General features: G+C 60.6%; 18 protein-coding genes and 1 pseudogene. 17 read left to right on the top strand and 2 right to left on the bottom strand.

The features are described from left to right. Nucleotides 1–2 precede the first annotated feature (2 nt). From fliH to U862_RS31520, 16 genes and pseudogenes are all read left to right on the top strand, one after another. Nucleotides 3–809 carry a flagellar assembly protein FliH gene (gene fliH / locus U862_RS0119425; protein ID WP_025111942.1) on the top strand — a complete coding sequence of 269 codons (807 nt, stop codon included), beginning with the start codon at nt 3–5 and terminating at the stop codon, nt 807–809. Further along, the gene (gene fliI, locus U862_RS0119420) at nt 799–2,157 is read left to right on the top strand and encodes a flagellar protein export ATPase FliI (RefSeq protein WP_025111941.1); all 1,359 of its coding nucleotides are present in this window, start codon (nt 799–801) and stop codon (nt 2,155–2,157) included. Before fliH ends, fliI begins: the two co-directional genes overlap by 11 nt. A 6-nt stretch (nt 2,158–2,163) precedes the next feature. Then, nucleotides 2,164–2,613, top strand: coding sequence for a flagellar export protein FliJ (fliJ, locus tag U862_RS0119415; protein WP_025111940.1), 450 nt, complete (start codon nt 2,164–2,166; stop codon nt 2,611–2,613). Between the two features lie 189 nt (nt 2,614–2,802). Next, the gene (locus U862_RS0119410) at nt 2,803–3,108 is read left to right on the top strand and encodes an STAS domain-containing protein (protein WP_025111939.1); all 306 of its coding nucleotides are present in this window, start codon (nt 2,803–2,805) and stop codon (nt 3,106–3,108) included. Between the two features lie 5 nt (nt 3,109–3,113). Beyond that, on the top strand, nt 3,114–4,817 hold the full coding sequence (locus tag U862_RS0119405; RefSeq protein WP_025111938.1) for a fused response regulator/phosphatase: 1,704 nt from the start codon (nt 3,114–3,116) through the stop codon (nt 4,815–4,817). A 30-nt stretch (nt 4,818–4,847) separates the two neighbouring features. Next, nucleotides 4,848–5,195 (top strand): Hpt domain-containing protein, encoded by a 348-nt coding sequence (locus tag U862_RS0119400; RefSeq protein WP_025111937.1) that lies wholly within the window; start codon nt 4,848–4,850, stop codon nt 5,193–5,195. Between the two features lie 106 nt (nt 5,196–5,301). Then, nucleotides 5,302–6,684, top strand: a complete 1,383-nt coding sequence (locus tag U862_RS0119395; RefSeq protein ID WP_025111936.1) for a flagellar hook-length control protein FliK — start codon at nt 5,302–5,304, stop codon at nt 6,682–6,684. Between the two features lie 214 nt (nt 6,685–6,898). After that, entirely contained in the window at nt 6,899–7,402 is a 504-nt protein-coding gene (fliL, locus tag U862_RS0119390) for a flagellar basal body-associated protein FliL (protein ID WP_007966247.1), read from the top strand. A gap of 9 nt (nt 7,403–7,411) precedes the next feature. After that, complete coding sequence (fliM, locus tag U862_RS0119385) at nt 7,412–8,380, top strand: flagellar motor switch protein FliM (RefSeq protein ID WP_003222890.1); 969 nt, start codon at nt 7,412–7,414, stop codon at nt 8,378–8,380. 56 nt (nt 8,381–8,436) lie between these two features. Further along, nucleotides 8,437–8,892 carry a flagellar motor switch protein FliN gene (fliN, locus tag U862_RS0119380; protein ID WP_025111935.1) on the top strand — a complete coding sequence of 152 codons (456 nt, stop codon included), beginning with the start codon at nt 8,437–8,439 and terminating at the stop codon, nt 8,890–8,892. After that, nucleotides 8,893–9,342, top strand: a complete 450-nt coding sequence (fliO, locus tag U862_RS0119375) for a flagellar biosynthetic protein FliO (RefSeq protein WP_025111934.1) — start codon at nt 8,893–8,895, stop codon at nt 9,340–9,342. Continuing rightward, nucleotides 9,342–10,100: a flagellar type III secretion system pore protein FliP gene (gene fliP / locus U862_RS0119370; RefSeq protein WP_003222895.1), complete on the top strand. Its 759-nt coding sequence runs from the start codon at nt 9,342–9,344 to the stop codon at nt 10,098–10,100. Before fliO ends, fliP begins: the two co-directional genes overlap by 1 nt. Next, complete coding sequence (gene fliQ / locus U862_RS0119365) at nt 10,097–10,366, top strand: flagellar biosynthesis protein FliQ (protein WP_025111933.1); 270 nt, start codon at nt 10,097–10,099, stop codon at nt 10,364–10,366. Before fliP ends, fliQ begins: the two co-directional genes overlap by 4 nt. Nucleotides 10,367–10,369: 3 nt before the next feature. Beyond that, nucleotides 10,370–11,155: a flagellar biosynthetic protein FliR gene (gene fliR, locus U862_RS0119360; protein WP_025111932.1), complete on the top strand. Its 786-nt coding sequence runs from the start codon at nt 10,370–10,372 to the stop codon at nt 11,153–11,155. 3 nt (nt 11,156–11,158) lie between these two features. Next, a complete protein-coding gene (gene flhB / locus U862_RS0119355) occupies nt 11,159–12,298 on the top strand; it encodes a flagellar biosynthesis protein FlhB (RefSeq protein ID WP_025111931.1) in 1,140 nt (379 codons plus the stop codon). Between the two features lie 492 nt (nt 12,299–12,790). After that, a pseudogene (locus U862_RS31520) lies at nt 12,791–12,964 on the top strand (hypothetical protein); the annotation flags it as partial. 104 nt (nt 12,965–13,068) lie between these two features. On the opposite strand, the gene U862_RS0119345 reads toward U862_RS31520, so the two are convergent. After that, nucleotides 13,069–13,404 carry a DUF6124 family protein gene (locus U862_RS0119345; RefSeq protein WP_256214715.1) on the bottom strand — a complete coding sequence of 112 codons (336 nt, stop codon included), beginning with the start codon at nt 13,402–13,404 and terminating at the stop codon, nt 13,069–13,071. Between the two features lie 198 nt (nt 13,405–13,602). Further along, nucleotides 13,603–14,715, bottom strand: coding sequence for a hypothetical protein (locus U862_RS30925; protein WP_025111928.1), 1,113 nt, complete (start codon nt 14,713–14,715; stop codon nt 13,603–13,605). Nucleotides 14,716–15,035: 320 nt separating this feature from the next. On the opposite strand from U862_RS30925, the gene flhA reads away from it, so the two are divergent. Beyond that, a complete protein-coding gene (gene flhA, locus U862_RS0119335; protein ID WP_025111927.1) occupies nt 15,036–17,165 on the top strand; it encodes a flagellar biosynthesis protein FlhA in 2,130 nt (709 codons plus the stop codon). Nucleotides 17,166–17,168: the final 3 nt, after the last annotated feature.

Below are 17,168 nucleotides of genomic sequence, written 5' to 3'. Positions count from 1 at the left end.
CCATGGACAAGCATGACGAGTCAGTGACGGATCTGATCCGCGCCCGCGATGTCCGTGGTTTCGAATCCTGGGAACTGCCCAGCTTCGATCCGCCGAAACCGGAACCCGAGCCGGAACCGGAGCCCGAACCGCCGGAAATGGAAGAAGTGCCGCTGGACGAAGTCCAGCCACTGACCCTGGAAGAACTCGAGAGCATCCGTCAGGAGGCTTACAACGAGGGCTTCGGCATCGGCGAGAAAGAAGGTTTTCACAGCGCCACGCTCAAGGTGCGCCAGGAAGCCGAAGTGGCGCTGGCGGCGAAACTGGCCAGCCTCGAGCAACTGATGACGCACCTGTTTGAGCCGATCGCCGAGCAGGACACACAGATCGAAAAGTCGCTGGTCGACCTCGTGCAACACATCACCAAACAGGTGATCAAGCGCGAACTGGCCATCGACTCCAGCCAGATCGAACACGTCATGCGCGACGCGCTCAAGCTGTTGCCGCTGGGCGTGGACAACGTGCGTCTGTACGTCAATCCGCAGGATTTCGAGCAGGCCAAGGCCTTGCGCGAGCGTCACGAAGAATCCTGGCGCATCGTCGAGGATGAAGCGCTGATGCCCGGTGGTTGCCGGGTTGAAACCGCGCACAGCCGTATCGATGCGAGCATCGAAACCCGGGTCACCCAGGTCATGGACAAGCTGTTCGACCAGTTGCACGAACAGGCCCTGCACCCGGCCGCGCCGGATCTGAGCCTGGACCTGCCCGAAGAAGCCAAATCGGCCGCCACCCCTGACGAGCCGCTCGCGGACACCCCCGATGCGCCTTGAACGCACCAGTTTCGCCAAGCGCCTGAGCAGCTACGCCGAGGCCACTGAAATGGCCGGTGCGCCGATTCTCGAAGGCCGCCTGCTGCGCATGGTCGGCCTGACCCTCGAAGCCGAAGGCCTGCGCGCCGCCATGGGCACGCGCTGCCTGGTGATCAACGACGACAGCTATCACCCCTCCCAGGTGGAAGCGGAAGTCATGGGGTTTTCCGGCAGCAAAGTATTCCTGATGCCGGTCGGCAGCGTCGCCGGCATTGCCCCGGGCGCCCGCGTGGTGCCGCTGGCGGAAACCGGTCGGTTGCCGATGGGCATGAGCATGCTCGGTCGTGTGCTCGACGGCGCCGGACGCGCGCTGGACGGCAAGGGCGGGATGAAGGCCGAGGACTGGGTGCCGATGGACGGCCCGACGATCAACCCGCTCAACCGCGACCCGATCCACGAACCGCTGGACGTCGGCATCCGTTGCATCAACGGCTTGCTGACGGTTGGGCGCGGTCAGCGTCTGGGTCTGTTCGCCGGTACCGGTGTCGGTAAGTCGGTGCTGCTGGGCATGATGACCCGCTTCACCGAGGCCGACATCATCGTCGTCGGCCTGATCGGTGAGCGGGGTCGAGAAGTCAAAGAGTTCATCGAGCACATTCTCGGTGAAGAAGGCCTTAAGCGTTCGGTAGTGGTCGCCTCGCCAGCGGACGATGCGCCGCTGATGCGACTGCGCGCGGCAATGTATTGCACGCGAATTGCCGAGTATTTCCGCGACAAGGGCAAGAACGTCCTGCTGTTGATGGATTCGCTGACCCGTTTCGCCCAGGCTCAGCGGGAAATCGCGCTGGCCATTGGCGAACCGCCGGCGACCAAGGGCTATCCGCCCTCGGTGTTCGCCAAGTTGCCGAAACTGGTGGAGCGCGCCGGTAATGCGGAGAAGGGCGGGGGGTCGATCACTGCGTTCTACACCGTGTTGTCCGAAGGCGATGACCAGCAGGACCCGATTGCCGACTCGGCGCGGGGTGTGCTTGACGGCCACATCGTGTTGTCCCGGCGTCTGGCCGAGGAAGGTCACTACCCGGCCATCGATATCGAAGCCTCGATCAGCCGGGTGATGCCGGCCGTGGTCTCGGCGGAACACATGCAGCGTGCGCAGTACTTCAAGCAACTGTGGTCGCGCTACCAGCAGAGTCGCGACCTGATCAGTGTCGGTGCCTATGTGGCCGGTGGCGACCGCGAAACTGACCTGGCGATCTCGCTGCAGCCACAACTGACCCGCTACCAGCGGCAGGGGCTGAACGACAAGATCAACATGGGCGAAAGCCAGGCCTATCTGGAAACCCTGTTCGCGCCTGCGGCAGGCGGGTAACCGGCCATGGCCGTGAGTCGCGCCGCACGCCTGGCGCCGGTAGTGGACATGGCTGAGCAGGCCGAAAAAACTGCCGTGCAGCGTCTGGGCTACTTTCAGGGTCAGGTCAAAGTGGCTGAAAGCAAACTCGCCGACCTCGACGCCTTTCGTCTGGATTACCAGGAGCAGTGGATCGTGCGCGGCAGCGACGGCGTGTCCGGGCAATGGCTGCTCGGTTATCACGGCTTTCTGGCACAACTGGACACCGCCATCGACCAGCAGCGCCAGAGTCTGGTCTGGCACCAGAACAACCTGGTCAAGGCGCGGGACGCCTGGCAGCAGGCGTTTGCCAAGGTCGAAGGCTTGCGCAAACTGGTGCAGCGCTACCGCGAAGAGGCGCAACGCCTCGAAGACAAGCGCGAACAGAAGTTGCTGGACGAATTGTCGCAGCGCTTGCCGCGCCATGAACCCTTCTAAGCAGCGCGGCTAAACCCTGTGGGAGCGAGCCTGCTCGCGAAGGCGTCGTGTCAGTCAACAGCTCAGTCAACTGACCGATTGCATTCGCGAGCAAGCCCGCTCCCGCAGTAGATCTGCGTCGCGCCTTGCCCCAAACCTGTCCAAGTGCTAAACCTTGTACACGTTCGTCAATGACAAGGAAGCCAGTCAATGTCAGTCGTTACAGAAGTCTCTCCGGATGGTCAAAAACTGACGATTTCGGTCAGGGGGCGGTTCGATTTTGGGCGCCATCAGGAGTTTCGCGATTCCTATGAGCTGCTTGCCAAGAAGCCTGACTCCATCGTGGTTGATCTGAAAGACGCCACCTATCTCGACAGCTCGGCACTGGGCATGCTGCTCCTGCTGCGCGATCACGCCGGCGGCGACAATTCGGATGTGCGGGTGGTCAACAGCAACTCCGATGTGCGCAAGATCCTCGCCATCTCCAACTTCGACAAACTCTTCGACATCAGTTGACGGCCATGCAGGCGCAAGAGCCGCTGACGATCCTGATCGCCGAAGACAGCGCCGCCGACCGGTTGCTGTTGTCGACCATCGTCCGCCGTCAGGGGCATGAGGTACTGACGGCGGCCAATGGCGCCGAAGCGTTGGAGGTGTTCCGGCGCCAGCCACCGCATCTGGTGCTGATGGACGCGATGATGCCGGTGATGGATGGCTTCGAAGCGGCGCGGCAGATCAAGGTGCTGGCAGGGGAAACCCTGGTGCCGATCATCTTCCTGACGTCGCTCACTGAAAGTGAGGCGCTGGCCCGTTGCCTGGAGGCCGGTGGCGACGACTTTCTGGCGAAGCCCTACAACCAGGTTATCCTCGCCGCCAAAATCAAGGCGATGGATCGCTTGCGGCGCTTGCAGGCCACGGTGCTGCAGCAGCGCGACCTGATCGCCAGGCATCATGATTACCTGCTCAACGAACAGCGCGTGGCCAAAGCGGTGTTCGACAAGGTCGCGCACTCGGGTTGCCTCAGTGCCCCTAACATTCGTTACCTGCAATCACCCTATGCGTTGTTCAACGGCGATCTGCTGTTGGCGGCGTACACCCCGGCCGGCGACATGCATGTGTTGCTCGGCGATTTCACCGGTCACGGCTTGCCGGCTGCGGTGGGGGCGATGCCCTTGGCCGAAGTGTTTTATGGCATGACTGCCAAGGGTTACGGTCTGGCCGAAACCCTGCGCGAGATGAACGCCAAGCTCAAGCGCATCTTGCCGGTGGACATGTTCTGCTGCGCGACCATGCTCTGCCTGAGTTTTCAGCGGCGTTCGGTGGAGGTGTGGAACGGCGGCATGCCTGACGGTTATCTGCACCGGATCGCCAGCGGGGAGCGCGTGCCGCTGCCGGCGCGGCATTTGCCGCTGGGCGTGCTCAGCCCGCAAGCGTTTGATGATCGCACCGAGGTGCAGACCCTGGCCGTGGGTGACCGGGTATTCCTGCTCTCGGACGGAGTGATCGACACCACGGATGCCGATGACCAGTTGTTCGGTGTCGAGCGCTTGCAGCAACTGTTTGCCGCCAACCGTGAGCCGGACAACCTGTTTGCCGAGATCGATCAGGCCTTGCGCGAGTTTCGCGGTGAGCCTCGTGACGATGTGAGCATGGTCGAGATCAGCCTGCTGGAGGCGGCGCAGGTGGTGCCGTCGGCGCCGGTCTATTCCGACAGCGGCCAATCGTGTCCGCTGGACTGGTCAGTCAGCTTCGAGTTTCGCGGTGCCACGCTCAAACGCTTCAATCCCTTGCCGTACTTGCTGCAATTGTTGCTGGAAGTGCACGGCTTGCGCACGCAAGGCGGCGCGATCTACAGCGTGCTCGCGGAGCTGTATTCCAATGCGCTGGAGCATGGCGTGCTGGGCCTGGATTCCAGCCTCAAGCGCGATGCCAGTGGATTCGCTCGCTACTACGAGCAGCGCAATGAACGGCTGGAGGCCTTGCAGGACGGTTATGTGCGCGTACACCTGCAGGTGCGTCCGCAAGGCGGCGGTGGCTGTCTGGTTATCCGCGTCGAGGACAGCGGCAAGGGTTTTGACGTGACGCGAGTGATGGAACGGCCGCTTGACGGTGTCCGCCTGTCGGGTCGTGGTGTCAGTTTGATCCGGCAATTGGGGCATAACGCCAGTTGGTCGGACGAAGGTCGCAGTGCTTGCGTGGAGTTTTTCTGGGAGGTTAAGGCATAATTCGCGAATTCTTGATCAAGGAGTGAACAAGTGACTGACAAACATGTGGATCGCGAAGTACTCGATGCGTTGCGCGAAGTCATGGAGGACAGCTATCCGGATTTGCTGGATACCTTCCTGACCGATTCTGAAAGTCGCTTGCATCAATTGCAAAAAACGGCCGATGCCAAGGTGTTGGCGGAGCTTGCCCATAGTTTCAAGGGCAGCGCCAGCAACATGGGCGCGGTTCGCCTGGCGACGCTTTGCCAGACGCTGGAGTCGGACGCCAGGGACAAGAGTCCAACCGAAATCGTAGAGCTGGTGGCTGACATCAGCAGCGAGTTCGCCCATGTCCGTCCGGTTTACGAGGACGAGCGCCAGCACGCACTGACCCATTGAATCCTGCCGTCCGGCGCTTTTCGCAAGCGCCGGACGAATCTGGCCCGACACTTGCAATAACCCCCTTCAACTGTACCTACGATCCCAGTGCAGCGGAGACCGTGTCATGCCTGCGACCCCCAATGTTCTTCTTCAATCTGCCGCCCAGGCCAAGGCGCAAGCCGCCGCTGCCAAAGTGCCGGCAATGGCCGCAGATACCGGGGACAAGGCCTCAAGCTTCGCTCAGGTATTCGCTGATCAAGGCCCGAAAAAGACCCTCGCCAGTGCTGACAATTCGTTGAAACCGGCGCGCGACAAAGTCGCTGACAACAGCGATAAAAAGGATGCCGACACGTCGTCGTCTGCCGCCGCGCAACAGACCGTTGCCGATAGCGGCAATGCCTTGCCTGCCGACAAGACGGCGTCGACGACGTCCGATGATCAGGCGGCCAGCGACGACGCAGCTGCAGATACCGCGCAGACTCCGGTAACAGACACCACCCCGGTGGATCCGGCACTGGATCCGGCGCTGGCGCAAACCGTGCAACCGCTGGTGGCCACGCCCGTAGCGCCAACCCCGGTCGCTGAAACCCCGGCGCCGACCAAAACAGAAACACCGGTCGTGGCCGCTACCGTTGCGCCAGCGGTGGTCAAAGACCCGGCGGCCCCCACCGACAGCGCTTTCGACCCGGCAGCCGATCCTCTCGACTCGCTGCCGGCGGTGCGTATGGCGATGGAGCAGGGCGGGCATATTTCTGCCGCCAGCCAGTCCCAGCCCAAAGCCGCGCCGGCCCAGACTCAGGCCGACAGTGAATTGACTTCGGCGCAGACGTTTGCCGCTGGCATGGCCACTATGCTCGATGTGCAGGCCGACAAAGACAGCACCAGTCAGAGCGGTGAGAAAGCCTTCAGCGGCCTGATCGACGATGGTCTCAAAGATCTCAAGTCTGCTACCAGCGACACTCGTGTCGATGATTTCGCCAACCGTCTGGCGGCGCTGACCCAGGCGGCCACCCCGAAAACCGCGAACGCGGTGCCGGTGAACCAACCGATCGCCATGCACCAGAGCGGCTGGACCGAAGAAATCGTCAATCGCGTGATGTACCTGTCGAGCGCCAATCTGAAGGCCGCCGATATTCAGCTGCAACCGGCGGAACTCGGACGTCTGGACATCCGCGTGAACATGGTGCCGGACCAGCAGACCCAGGTGACGTTCATGAGCGCGCACCCAAGCGTGCGTGAAGCCCTCGACGGCCAGATGCATCGCCTGCGTGACATGTTCACCCAGCAGGGCATGGGCCAGGTCGACGTCAACGTCTCTGACCAGAGCCGTGGCTGGCAGGGTCAGCAGGGCCAGGAGCAGGCGCAGCAAGGTCAGAGTGGCCGCACCAGTGCCGCTGGCGGGCGTCTGGATTCGGCGGAAGAAGAGCTGACCCCGGCGGCGGTGGCTGAAGCCGCTGCGCAAACCACCAGCGTGATTGGCTCCAGCGCCGTCGACTATTACGCCTGATACAACGCAACACCCCTTGTGGGAGCGAGCCTGCTCGCGAATGCGTCATGACAGTCGACATCAATGTTGAATGTTAAATCGCTTTCGCGAGCAGGCTCGCTCCCACATTGGTTATGGGGTGCTACCCAATTCCGCTCTTCGACACTTCTGGCATAACACTTGCTCTTGCCTTGCCGTGCGACTGTGAAAACCCGATTAGTGACGGATTATTGGCATGGCGAAGAGCGAAGCAGCAGCTGTAAAAGACCCCGCGACCAAAGGCAAACTCAAGATGATCATCCTGATCGTGGTGGCTCTGCTGCTGGCGATCGGTGTCTCCGTGGGCGCGACCTGGTACTTCATGCACAGTGCTCAGAGCAAGCCTGCCGCAGCGGCCGAGGCCACTCCGGTCGGCAAGCAACCGGCGATCTTCGAGCCGATGGCGCCAGCGTTTGTCGCCAACTACAACCAGAACGGCCGTCAGCGCTACATGCAGGTGAGTATCACCATGCTGGCGCGTAACCAGGCCGATCTGGAGGCGCTCAAAGTGCACATGCCGGTGATCCGCAACAACCTGGTGATGCTCTTCTCCGGTCAGGATTTCGCCACATTGGCGACGCCGGTCGGGCAGGAGATGTTGCGCCAGAAGGCCACGGCCAGCGTCCAGGAAGTGGCGCAGAAAGAGCTGGGCAAAGTGGTGATCGAACAGTTGCTTTTCACTAATTTCGTACTGCAGTAGGAACACGACATGGCCGTGCAGGATCTGCTGTCCCAGGATGAAATCGATGCGCTGTTGCATGGCGTCGACGATGGTCTGGTACAGACCGATAACGCTGCCGAACCCGGCAGTGTCAAAAGCTACGACCTGACCAGTCAGGATCGCATCGTCCGTGGACGCATGCCGACCCTGGAAATGATCAACGAGCGTTTTGCCCGTTACACCCGCATCAGCATGTTCAACATGCTGCGCCGCTCGGCGGACGTTGCCGTCGGTGGCGTACAGGTGATGAAGTTCGGCGAATACGTGCACTCGCTGTACGTGCCGACCAGCCTCAACCTGGTCAAGATCAAACCGCTGCGCGGCACTGCGCTGTTCATCCTCGACGCCAAACTGGTGTTCAAGCTGGTGGACAACTTCTTCGGCGGCGACGGTCGTCACGCCAAGATCGAAGGCCGTGAATTCACCCCGACCGAGCTGCGCGTGGTGCGCATGGTGCTGGAACAGGCCTTCGTCGATTTGAAGGAAGCCTGGCAGGCAATCATGGAAGTCAATTTCGAGTACATCAACTCGGAAGTGAACCCGGCCATGGCCAACATCGTCGGCCCGAGCGAAGCGATTGTCGTATCGACATTCCACATCGAACTCGACGGCGGTGGCGGCGACCTGCACGTGACCATGCCGTACTCGATGATTGAGCCGGTGCGCGAGATGCTCGACGCCGGTTTCCAGTCGGACCTCGACGATCAGGACGAGCGCTGGGTCAATGCCCTGCGTCAGGACGTGCTCGATGTCGACGTACCGATCGGTGCCACCGTGGCCCGCCGTCAGTTGAAGCTGCGCGACATCCTGCACATGCAGCCGGGGGATGTGATCCCGGTCGAGATGCCGGAAGACATGATCATGCGCGCCAACGGCGTACCGGCCTTCAAGGTCAAGATGGGCTCGCACAAAGGCAACCTCGCGTTGCAAGTGATCGAGCCGATCGAGCGTCGCTGAAGCGGCACTCTCACCCCCACGCATTTAACTGAATTGTTGCCCGCCGAGGACAAATGATGAACGACGATATGAACGCCCAGGACGATCAGGCACTGGCTGACGAATGGGCTGCTGCCCTGGAAGAGACCGGTGACGGCCAGGCTGACATCGACGCGCTGCTGGCCGCTGACGCCGGCGCCGCCAGCTCCAACCGTCTGCCGATGGAAGAGTTCGGCAGCGTGCCGAAGAACAACGATCCGGTGACGCTGGACGGTCCGAACCTGGACGTGATCCTCGACATCCCGGTATCGATCTCGATGGAAGTGGGCAGCACAGACATCAACATTCGCAACCTGCTGCAACTCAACCAGGGTTCGGTGATCGAGCTTGATCGCCTGGCGGGTGAGCCACTGGACGTGCTGGTCAACGGCACGCTGATCGCACACGGCGAAGTGGTGGTGGTCAACGAGAAGTTCGGCATCCGCCTGACCGACGTGATCAGCCCAAGCGAACGCATCAAGAAGCTGCGCTGAGTGAAGCGCTTTCTCTGGGCGCTGCTGGCGCTGCCATTGAGTGTGCTGGCCGCCGAACCGGCCGCCACGACTGCTGCTGCGACTGCCGCGCCGGCGGTCGGCAGTGGCGTGGCCGGGCAACTGACGCAGTTGGTGTTCGGTTTGTTGCTGGTACTCGGGTTGATCTTCTTCCTCGCCTGGCTGTTGCGCCGGGTGCAGCAGGCCGGTCCTGCGGGCAAGGGCCAGGTGATCGAGCTGATCGGCTCCCGTGCCCTTGGCCCGCGCGACCGGCTGATGCTGGTGCAGGTCGGCAACGAACAGATTCTGTTAGGGCTCAGCCCTGGCACCATCACCGCGCTGCATGTGCTCAAGGAGCCGGTGCAGGTGCCGAGCACCAGCGAGAAAGCGACCCCGGAATTTGCCCAGCATCTGCTGAAGATTCTCGGCAAGGATCAGAAGGATAAGAAGTAATGGGTGCGCTACGTATCGTCTTGACGCTGGCCCTGATGCTGGCCGCGCCGCTGGCGTTCGCCGCCGATCCGTTGTCGATCCCGGCGATCACGCTGGGCACCAACGCCGACGGCGCGCAGGAGTATTCGGTCAGCCTGCAGATCCTGCTGATCATGACCGCCCTGAGCTTCATTCCGGCGGCCGTGATCCTGATGACCAGTTTCACCCGGATCATTATCGTCTTTTCGATCCTGCGTCAGGCCCTGGGTCTGCAGCAGACGCCATCGAACCAGATCCTCACCGGCATGGCGCTGTTCCTGACCATGTTCATCATGGCCCCGGTGTTCGATCGGGTGAACAACGATGCGCTGCAGCCGTATCTGGCGGAAAAACTCACCGCGCAGCAGGCCGTGGAAAAGGCTCAGGTGCCAATCAAGGACTTCATGCTCGCGCAGACCCGCACCAGCGATCTGGAGTTGTTCATGCGCCTGTCCAAGCGCACCGACATCGCCACCCCGGATCAGGCGCCGCTGACCATTCTGGTGCCGGCATTCGTCACGTCCGAGCTTAAAACTGCGTTTCAGATCGGCTTCATGATCTTCATTCCGTTCCTGATCATCGACCTGGTCGTGGCCAGTGTGCTGATGGCGATGGGTATGATGATGCTGTCGCCGCTGATCATTTCCCTGCCGTTCAAGATCATGCTGTTCGTGCTGGTAGATGGCTGGGCGCTGATTATCGGCACCCTGGCCAGTAGCTTCGGAGGTGTTTCGCCATGACGCCGGAAGTTGCGGTCGATATCTTTCGTGAAGCGCTGTGGCTGACCACGATGATGGTCGCAATCCTCGTCGTGCCGAGCCTGCTGATCGGCCTGCTGGTGGCGATGTTCCAGGCCGCGACGCAGATCAACGAACAGACCCTGAGCTTTCTGCCGCGTCTGCTGGTGATGCTGGTGACCCTGATCGTTGCCGGCCCATGGCTGGTGCAGACGTTCATGGAATACATCATCCAGCTCTACAAGAACATTCCGATGGTCATCGGCTGAGCCATGCAATCACTGCTTCAGCTGACCGACACCCAGATCAGTACCTGGGTGGCATCGTTCATGTTGCCGCTGTTTCGCGTCGCGTCGATGCTGATGGTGATGCCGGTGTTCGGCACCACGCTGGTGTCGCGCCGGATACGTTTGTATTTCGCCGTGGCGATCACCGTGTGTATTGCCCCGGGCCTGCCGCCGATGCCGGAGGTCAGTCCGCTTGCTCTCAGTGGCTGGTTGCTGATCGCCGAGCAGATTCTGGTCGGCGCGGTGCTCGGGTTTTCCCTGCAGCTGTTTTTCCAGGCCTTTGCCGTGGCCGGGCAGATTGTCGCGATCCAGATGGGCATGGGCTTCGCCTCGATGGTCGACCCGGCCAACGGCGTCTCGGTGGCGGTGATCGGCCAGTTCTTCACCATGCTGGTGACCTTGCTGTTCCTGTCGATGAACGGCCATCTGGTGGTCTTCGAGGTGCTCACCGAGAGCTTCACCACGCTGCCAGTGGGCGGCGGGTTGATGACGGCGCAGTACTGGGAGCTGGCCGGCAAGCTCGGCTGGGTATTGGGCGCGGCGTTGTTGCTGGTGTTGCCGGCGGTTACCGCACTGCTGGTGGTCAACATCGCGTTCGGCGTGATGACACGTGCGGCGCCGCAACTGAACATCTTCTCCATCGGTTTTCCACTGACCCTGGTGCTTGGCCTGTTCATTGTCTGGGTCGGCCTGGCGGACATTCTCAATCAGTATCAACCGCTGGCCTCCGAGGCCCTGCAGTTGTTACGCGAACTGGCACGAGCGCGCTGAGTCATGGCTGAGAGCGAAAGCGGTCAGGACAAAACAGAAGACCCCACGGATAAACGTAAAAAAGACTCCCGTGAGAAGGGTGAGATTGCTCGTTCCAAAGAGCTCAATACCCTGGCGGTAATGCTTGCCGGTGCCGGTGGCCTGCTGATATTTGGCGGTATGCTGGCGCAAGAACTGATGGACGTGATGCGGCTGAATTTCTCGCTGTCGCGGGAAGTGATCATGGATGAAAAGTCCATGGGCACGTTCCTGCTGGTCTCGGGCAAGATCGCGCTGGTCGCGATCCAGCCGGTCATGATCACGCTGTTGCTGGCCGCGCTGATCGGGCCGATTTCCCTTGGTGGCTGGCTGTTCGCGGCCGGCTCCATGGCACCGAAATTCAGCCGGATGAACCCGGGTGCGGGCCTCAAGCGCATGTTCTCGATGAAGGCGGTGATAGAACTGCTCAAGGCGCTGGCCAAGTTCATCATCACCTTGTTCGTGGCACTGATGGTGTTGTCGTCCGACATCGACGATTTCCTGCGTATCGCCCACGAGCCGCTTGAGCAGGCGATCATTCATAGCGTGACGCTGGTGGGCTGGAGTTCGCTGTGGCTGGCTTGCGGTCTGATTATCATCGCCGCGGTCGATGTGCCGGTGCAGCTCTGGGAAAGCCACAAGAAACTGCTGATGACCAAGCAGGAAGTGCGCGACGAGCACAAGGATCAGGAAGGTCGTCCGGAGGTCAAGCAGCGCATCCGTCAGACCCAGCGCGAAATGTCGCAGCGGCGGATGATGGCGGCGATTCCCGACGCCGACGTGGTCATCACCAACCCGACCCACTACGCCGTCGCGCTCAAGTACGACTCGGAGAAGGGCGGGGCGCCGGTGCTGCTGGCCAAGGGCAGCGACTTCCTCGCGCTGAAGATCCGCGAAATCGCCGTCGCCAACAACGTCATGCTCCTCGAATCGCCGGGGTTGGCACGCTCGATCTACTACTCCACTGAACTGGATCAGGAAATCCCCGGCGGCCTGTATCTGGCGGTTGCTCAGGTGCTGGCCTACGTCTACCAGATCCGCCAGTACCGTGCCGGCAAGGGCAAGCGCCCGGATCCGCTCAAGGACGACTTGCCGATCCCGCCGGATCTGCGCCGCGATTCCTGATCCTGCGGTGCCGCTGATGGCCTCTTCGCGAGCAAGCCCGCTCCCACATTCGATCTTCGGTGAATACAGAATTGGGGTATCACACAGATCCCCTGTGGGAGCGGGCTTGCTCGCGAAAGCGTCAGTCCAGGCGCCGACATTTTCCCGATAAATTCCAAGACTGATGCCTTCTGTCTGAAAACGGGCGTGACCTGTCACCTCTGACAGGTGTGCTTGCCTTCTTTTTGCCGTTTGATTGCGGGGTGATTTCGCGCGCCTGTAAGGGAGCAAGCCCGCTCCCACATTCGATCTTCGGTGAATACAGAATTGGGGTATCACACAGATCCCCTGTGGGAGCGGGCTTGCTCGCGAATGCGTCAGTCCAGGCGCCGGAATTTTCCCGATAAACCCTTCTGTTTCAATCATTGGCAAAAGTTGGAAGGCCTCTTGCGGTAGCCGCCGTGCCCCTGCTTTGGGCGTCAAAAGTTTGCTTTAAAGGAACGGGGAAAACCGGTGGATCGCTCTCAGTTAATCAACAGCGCACGCTCGAACATTGCCGACCTCAGTCGAGACAATCTGGGCGTGCCGTTGTTGCTGCTGGTCATGCTGGCGACGCTGCTGCGGCTGGCGTTGAACGTGGCGTCGACGCGGGTGGTGATGCTCCACGGTCAGGTCGCTTTCGCGAGCAGGTCGAATCGTCGCACCGTCGCTCCCACATTTGGAATGCATTTCCCTGTGGGAGCGAGCCTGCTCGCGAAGGCGTCAACCGCCACGACGCATGTCTCAAGCCTTTACACGGAGGTCTGCGACGGCTGAAGTTCCAGATTATCCAGCACCCGATTCGCTGCCAGTTCCCCGAGCATGATCAGTTGCCCGATGCCCATTAATGTCTTGCGCTGCGAGGCGGGCATGAGGTGGGCGAAGTCATTGACCATGTTTCTGGCTGAGGCGAGGGTTTCGCAGGCATCGGCCAGCAGCTCTTCGTTTTTGAAGTCTGCGGTGACGGCATACATCCGGCGGGTTCTGCGTGGCGGTGGAGTGGAGCCGGGCGGGCAGAGGTAATGGTCGAGCGCGCGGTCGGCGGCATCGTGGAGCTTTTTAGGCTGAACAATCAGCGACCGACCCACAATAGAACCCGACCCCAAGGCGCACAAGCCGGCGGATTCTGGCGTGGCTGTAGGCAACGGCGCAAGGATTCGTAGCCTCTAAGGCGTGTCTGAAGGTGTCTTTTAAACACCGGAGTTTAAAAGACACTTTGTGCTGATTTCTCGGGTCTCTTCGCGAGCAAGTCTAAGACGCCATCCTGGTCAGACTCCTGGCGGGACTCAAACCCAGAGTTGAAAGTGATCCAGGTAGGACCAGTCCCTTGATACGATTTGAATGGATGTAATTTTCCTGCCGGTGGGTGCGGAAAAATCGACCCATTTATGGCCGTTGGAGGCGTCTGCTGGAAGGTTCCTCGACCCTACATTTCCCAAGTTGTCGGAAAAACTGATTTCTGCGGCTCGCAGTTGATAGGTGTACGCAAATCTGACCCGAGAGTAGGCTGATTTTAGGCTTAGTGTGATCAGTTGCTGGCCTGTCGGTGATTCGACGCCTGAGTTGGTCACAATAGCCGGGCCTGTGAGCATTCCCGCTACGGGAGCCTCGTATGTTTGAATGCCGCTTGAGTTAGGTCCTGAGGTGAGCGTTATGGTCATGCTTGGAATGTTGATGCTTTGACCCGCGACAATGCTGCTATGAGGTTGGCCATCGAAATTTTCAAATAGTATCGGCTCAGGTATCGCTTCACCTACCAATACTCTCAACACCTTCGAAAACATCAATCGCTCACCACTACCCGATTTGTATACGGTGTAATTGATCAAGGCATTGGCGCCGCGATTGGTGGTTAGCCAATCGGAAGGAAGGGGGAAAGTCGGGGTGACACCTGCCTGAACCGGTTTCTCATCACTTTGCCAGGTCGTGTTGGCTGCCGCGCGAATACGCACCGTATAGCCTGTTGTCATGCCTGCATAGTTCACGCTAAGGGTTTTCTGGTCGCTCGATAGTGTTGGTGCCAGTAAATCGAATGGCTGAGGAAGGACGTGCAGCAGCAAGTATCTGGAGGGGATCAGTGCAGTGCCCGGCGCGGTCCGCACCGTGTAGTTGATTTTCACGGTGTGGCCAATGCTATCGATCGCCTCCAGGCGCGGAATGGGGATGTCGATGGTGCCTGGTGTTCCTACCGTGATGACTTGCGAGTAGTGGGTGTGCCGTGGGTTTTCCCAAGCGATACGAACCGTGTGACCGCGTTCCATGCCGGTGTATTGCGGGACTTGAGCGGTGACATGATCGGCGGAATAGAAGTTTTTGATGTCAAGTTGATCGCCGGCTGTGCCGTGTGCTTCCCGTACTTTTGGTGCTGCTGGATCTGTCACGGCAGTGGTTGAAGTCATGGCATTTGCTCCGACGTTTGGGTATTCGCTTTGGAAGCTTCATCTGATGTCATGAGCGCAAATCATGCGACTGTCAGATCTGCCAGTCGCGACGAATGGTCACCTGCCATTTTCGTAGTCGGGACCGGTTGCCAAATCCATTGGTTTTGCATGCAGTGGGTCAAACTGGCTGGGTCGGCGTATCACTATTCCTACAATCAGGTACGCCTCAGGCCCCTCTATTTCAATCCCCCCCTCAAAAGTTGGAAGGCTTCTTGCAGTAGCCGCCGTGCGCCTGCTTTGGGCGTCAAAAGTTTGCTTTAAAGGAACGGGGAAAACCGGTGGATCGCTCTCAGTTAATCAACAGCGCACGCTCGAACATTGCCGACCTCAGTCGAGGCAATCTGGGCGTGCCGTTGTTGCTGCTGGTCATGCTGGCGATGATGATGCTGCCGGTGCCGCCGTTCCTGCTCGACGTGTTCTTCACCTTCAACATCGCCCTGTCGATTGTCGTCCTGCTGGTCTGCGTGTATGCGCTGCGGCCGCTGGATTTCGCGGTGTTCCCGACGATCCTGCTGGTGGCGACGCTGCTGCGGCTGGCGTTGAACGTGGCGTCGACACGGGTGGTGATGCTCCACGGTCAGGACGGTCACGCCGCCGCCGGTAAGGTGATCCAGGCCTTCGGTGAGGTGGTGATCGGCGGTAACTACGTGGTCGGTATCGTGGTCTTCGCGATCCTGATGATCATCAACTTCGTCGTGGTGACCAAGGGTGCCGGGCGGATTTCCGAGGTGAGCGCGCGCTTCACCCTCGATGCGATGCCTGGCAAACAAATGGCCATCGACGCCGACCTCAACGCCGGCCTGATCGACCAGAACCAGGCGAAGCTGCGCCGTCAGGAAGTTGCCCAAGAGGCCGAGTTCTACGGTTCGATGGACGGTGCCAGCAAGTTCGTCCGTGGTGACGCCATCGCCGGTCTGCTGATTCTGTTCATCAACCTCATCGGCGGCATGGCCGTCGGCATCTTCCAGCACAACATGTCGTTCGCCGACGCCGGCAAGGTTTACGCCTTGCTGACCATCGGTGACGGTTTGGTGGCGCAATTGCCATCACTGTTGTTATCGACAGCGGCGGCGATCATGGTGACCCGTGCTTCCGGTTCGGAAGACATGGGCAAACAGATCAATCGGCAGATGTTCGCTTCGCCAAAAGCCTTGGCGGTGGCGGCAGGTCTGATGGCGGTCATGGGCCTGGTGCCGGGCATGCCGCACTTCTCGTTCCTGAGCATGGCGGCGCTGGCTGCCGGTGGCGCGTACCTGTTCTGGAAAAAACAGAACGTGGCCAAGGTTCAGGCGCTGCAAGAGGTTCAGCGTCAGCAGGAACTGCTGCCGTCGCCGGCCCGCGCCATGGAAACCAAGGAGCTGGGCTGGGATGACGTGACCCCGATCGACATGATCGGCCTGGAAGTCGGCTATCGCCTGATCCCGCTGGTGGATCGCAATCAGGGCGGGCAGTTGCTGGCGCGGATCAAGGGCGTGCGCAAGAAGCTCTCGCAGGATCTGGGCTTCCTGATGCCGACCGTGCACATCCGCGACAACCTCGATCTGGCGCCGAGCGCCTATCGCCTGACCCTGATGGGGGTGATCCTGGCCGAAGCCGAGATCTACCCGGACCGCGAACTGGCGATCAACCCGGGGCAGGTCTACGGCACGCTCAACGGCATTACCGCCAAAGATCCGGCTTTTGGCCTGGAGGCGGTGTGGATCGAAGTCAGTCAGCGCGCCCAGGCGCAATCGCTCGGTTACACCGTGGTCGACGCCAGTACCGTGGTCGCGACCCACTTGAACCAGATTCTGTACAAGCACTCCAGTGAGCTGATCGGCCACGAAGAAGTGCAGCAACTCATGCAATTGCTGGCCAAAAGCTCGCCGAAACTGGCTGAAGAGCTGGTGCCGGGCGTGGTTTCGTTGTCGCAGTTGCTCAAAGTGCTGCAGGCGCTGCTGGCCGAACACGTGCCGGTGCGCGACATCCGCAGCATCGCCGAGGCCATCGCCAACAACGCCGCCAAGAGTCAAGATACCGCCGCCTTGGTGGCCGCAGTCCGCGTCGGCGTATCCCGCGCCATCGTCCAAAGCATTGTAGGCACTGACTCCGAGCTGCCTGTGATCACCCTGGAACCAAGGTTGGAACAAATATTGCTCAATAGTCTGCAGAAGGCAGGACAAGGCTCGGAAGAGGGCGTTCTGCTGGAGCCAAGCATGGCCGAGAAGCTGCAGCGTTCGCTCATCGAAGCGGCGCAGCGCCAGGAAATGCAAGGTCAACCGGTGATCCTGTTGGTAGCAGGCCCGATACGCGCGATGCTCTCGCGTTTCGGCCGCCTCGCCGTCCCGGGGCTGCACGTGCTGGCCTACCAGGAAATTCCGGACAACAAGCAAGTGACCATCGTTGCGACAGTAGGGCCCAACGGCTGAGGT

Origin of the sequence: Pseudomonas sp. H1h, from assembly GCF_000633255.1 — a bacterium.
Taxonomy (GTDB): Bacteria; Pseudomonadota; Gammaproteobacteria; order Pseudomonadales; family Pseudomonadaceae; genus Aquipseudomonas.
This window is presented reverse-complemented; position numbering and strand designations above follow the sequence as displayed.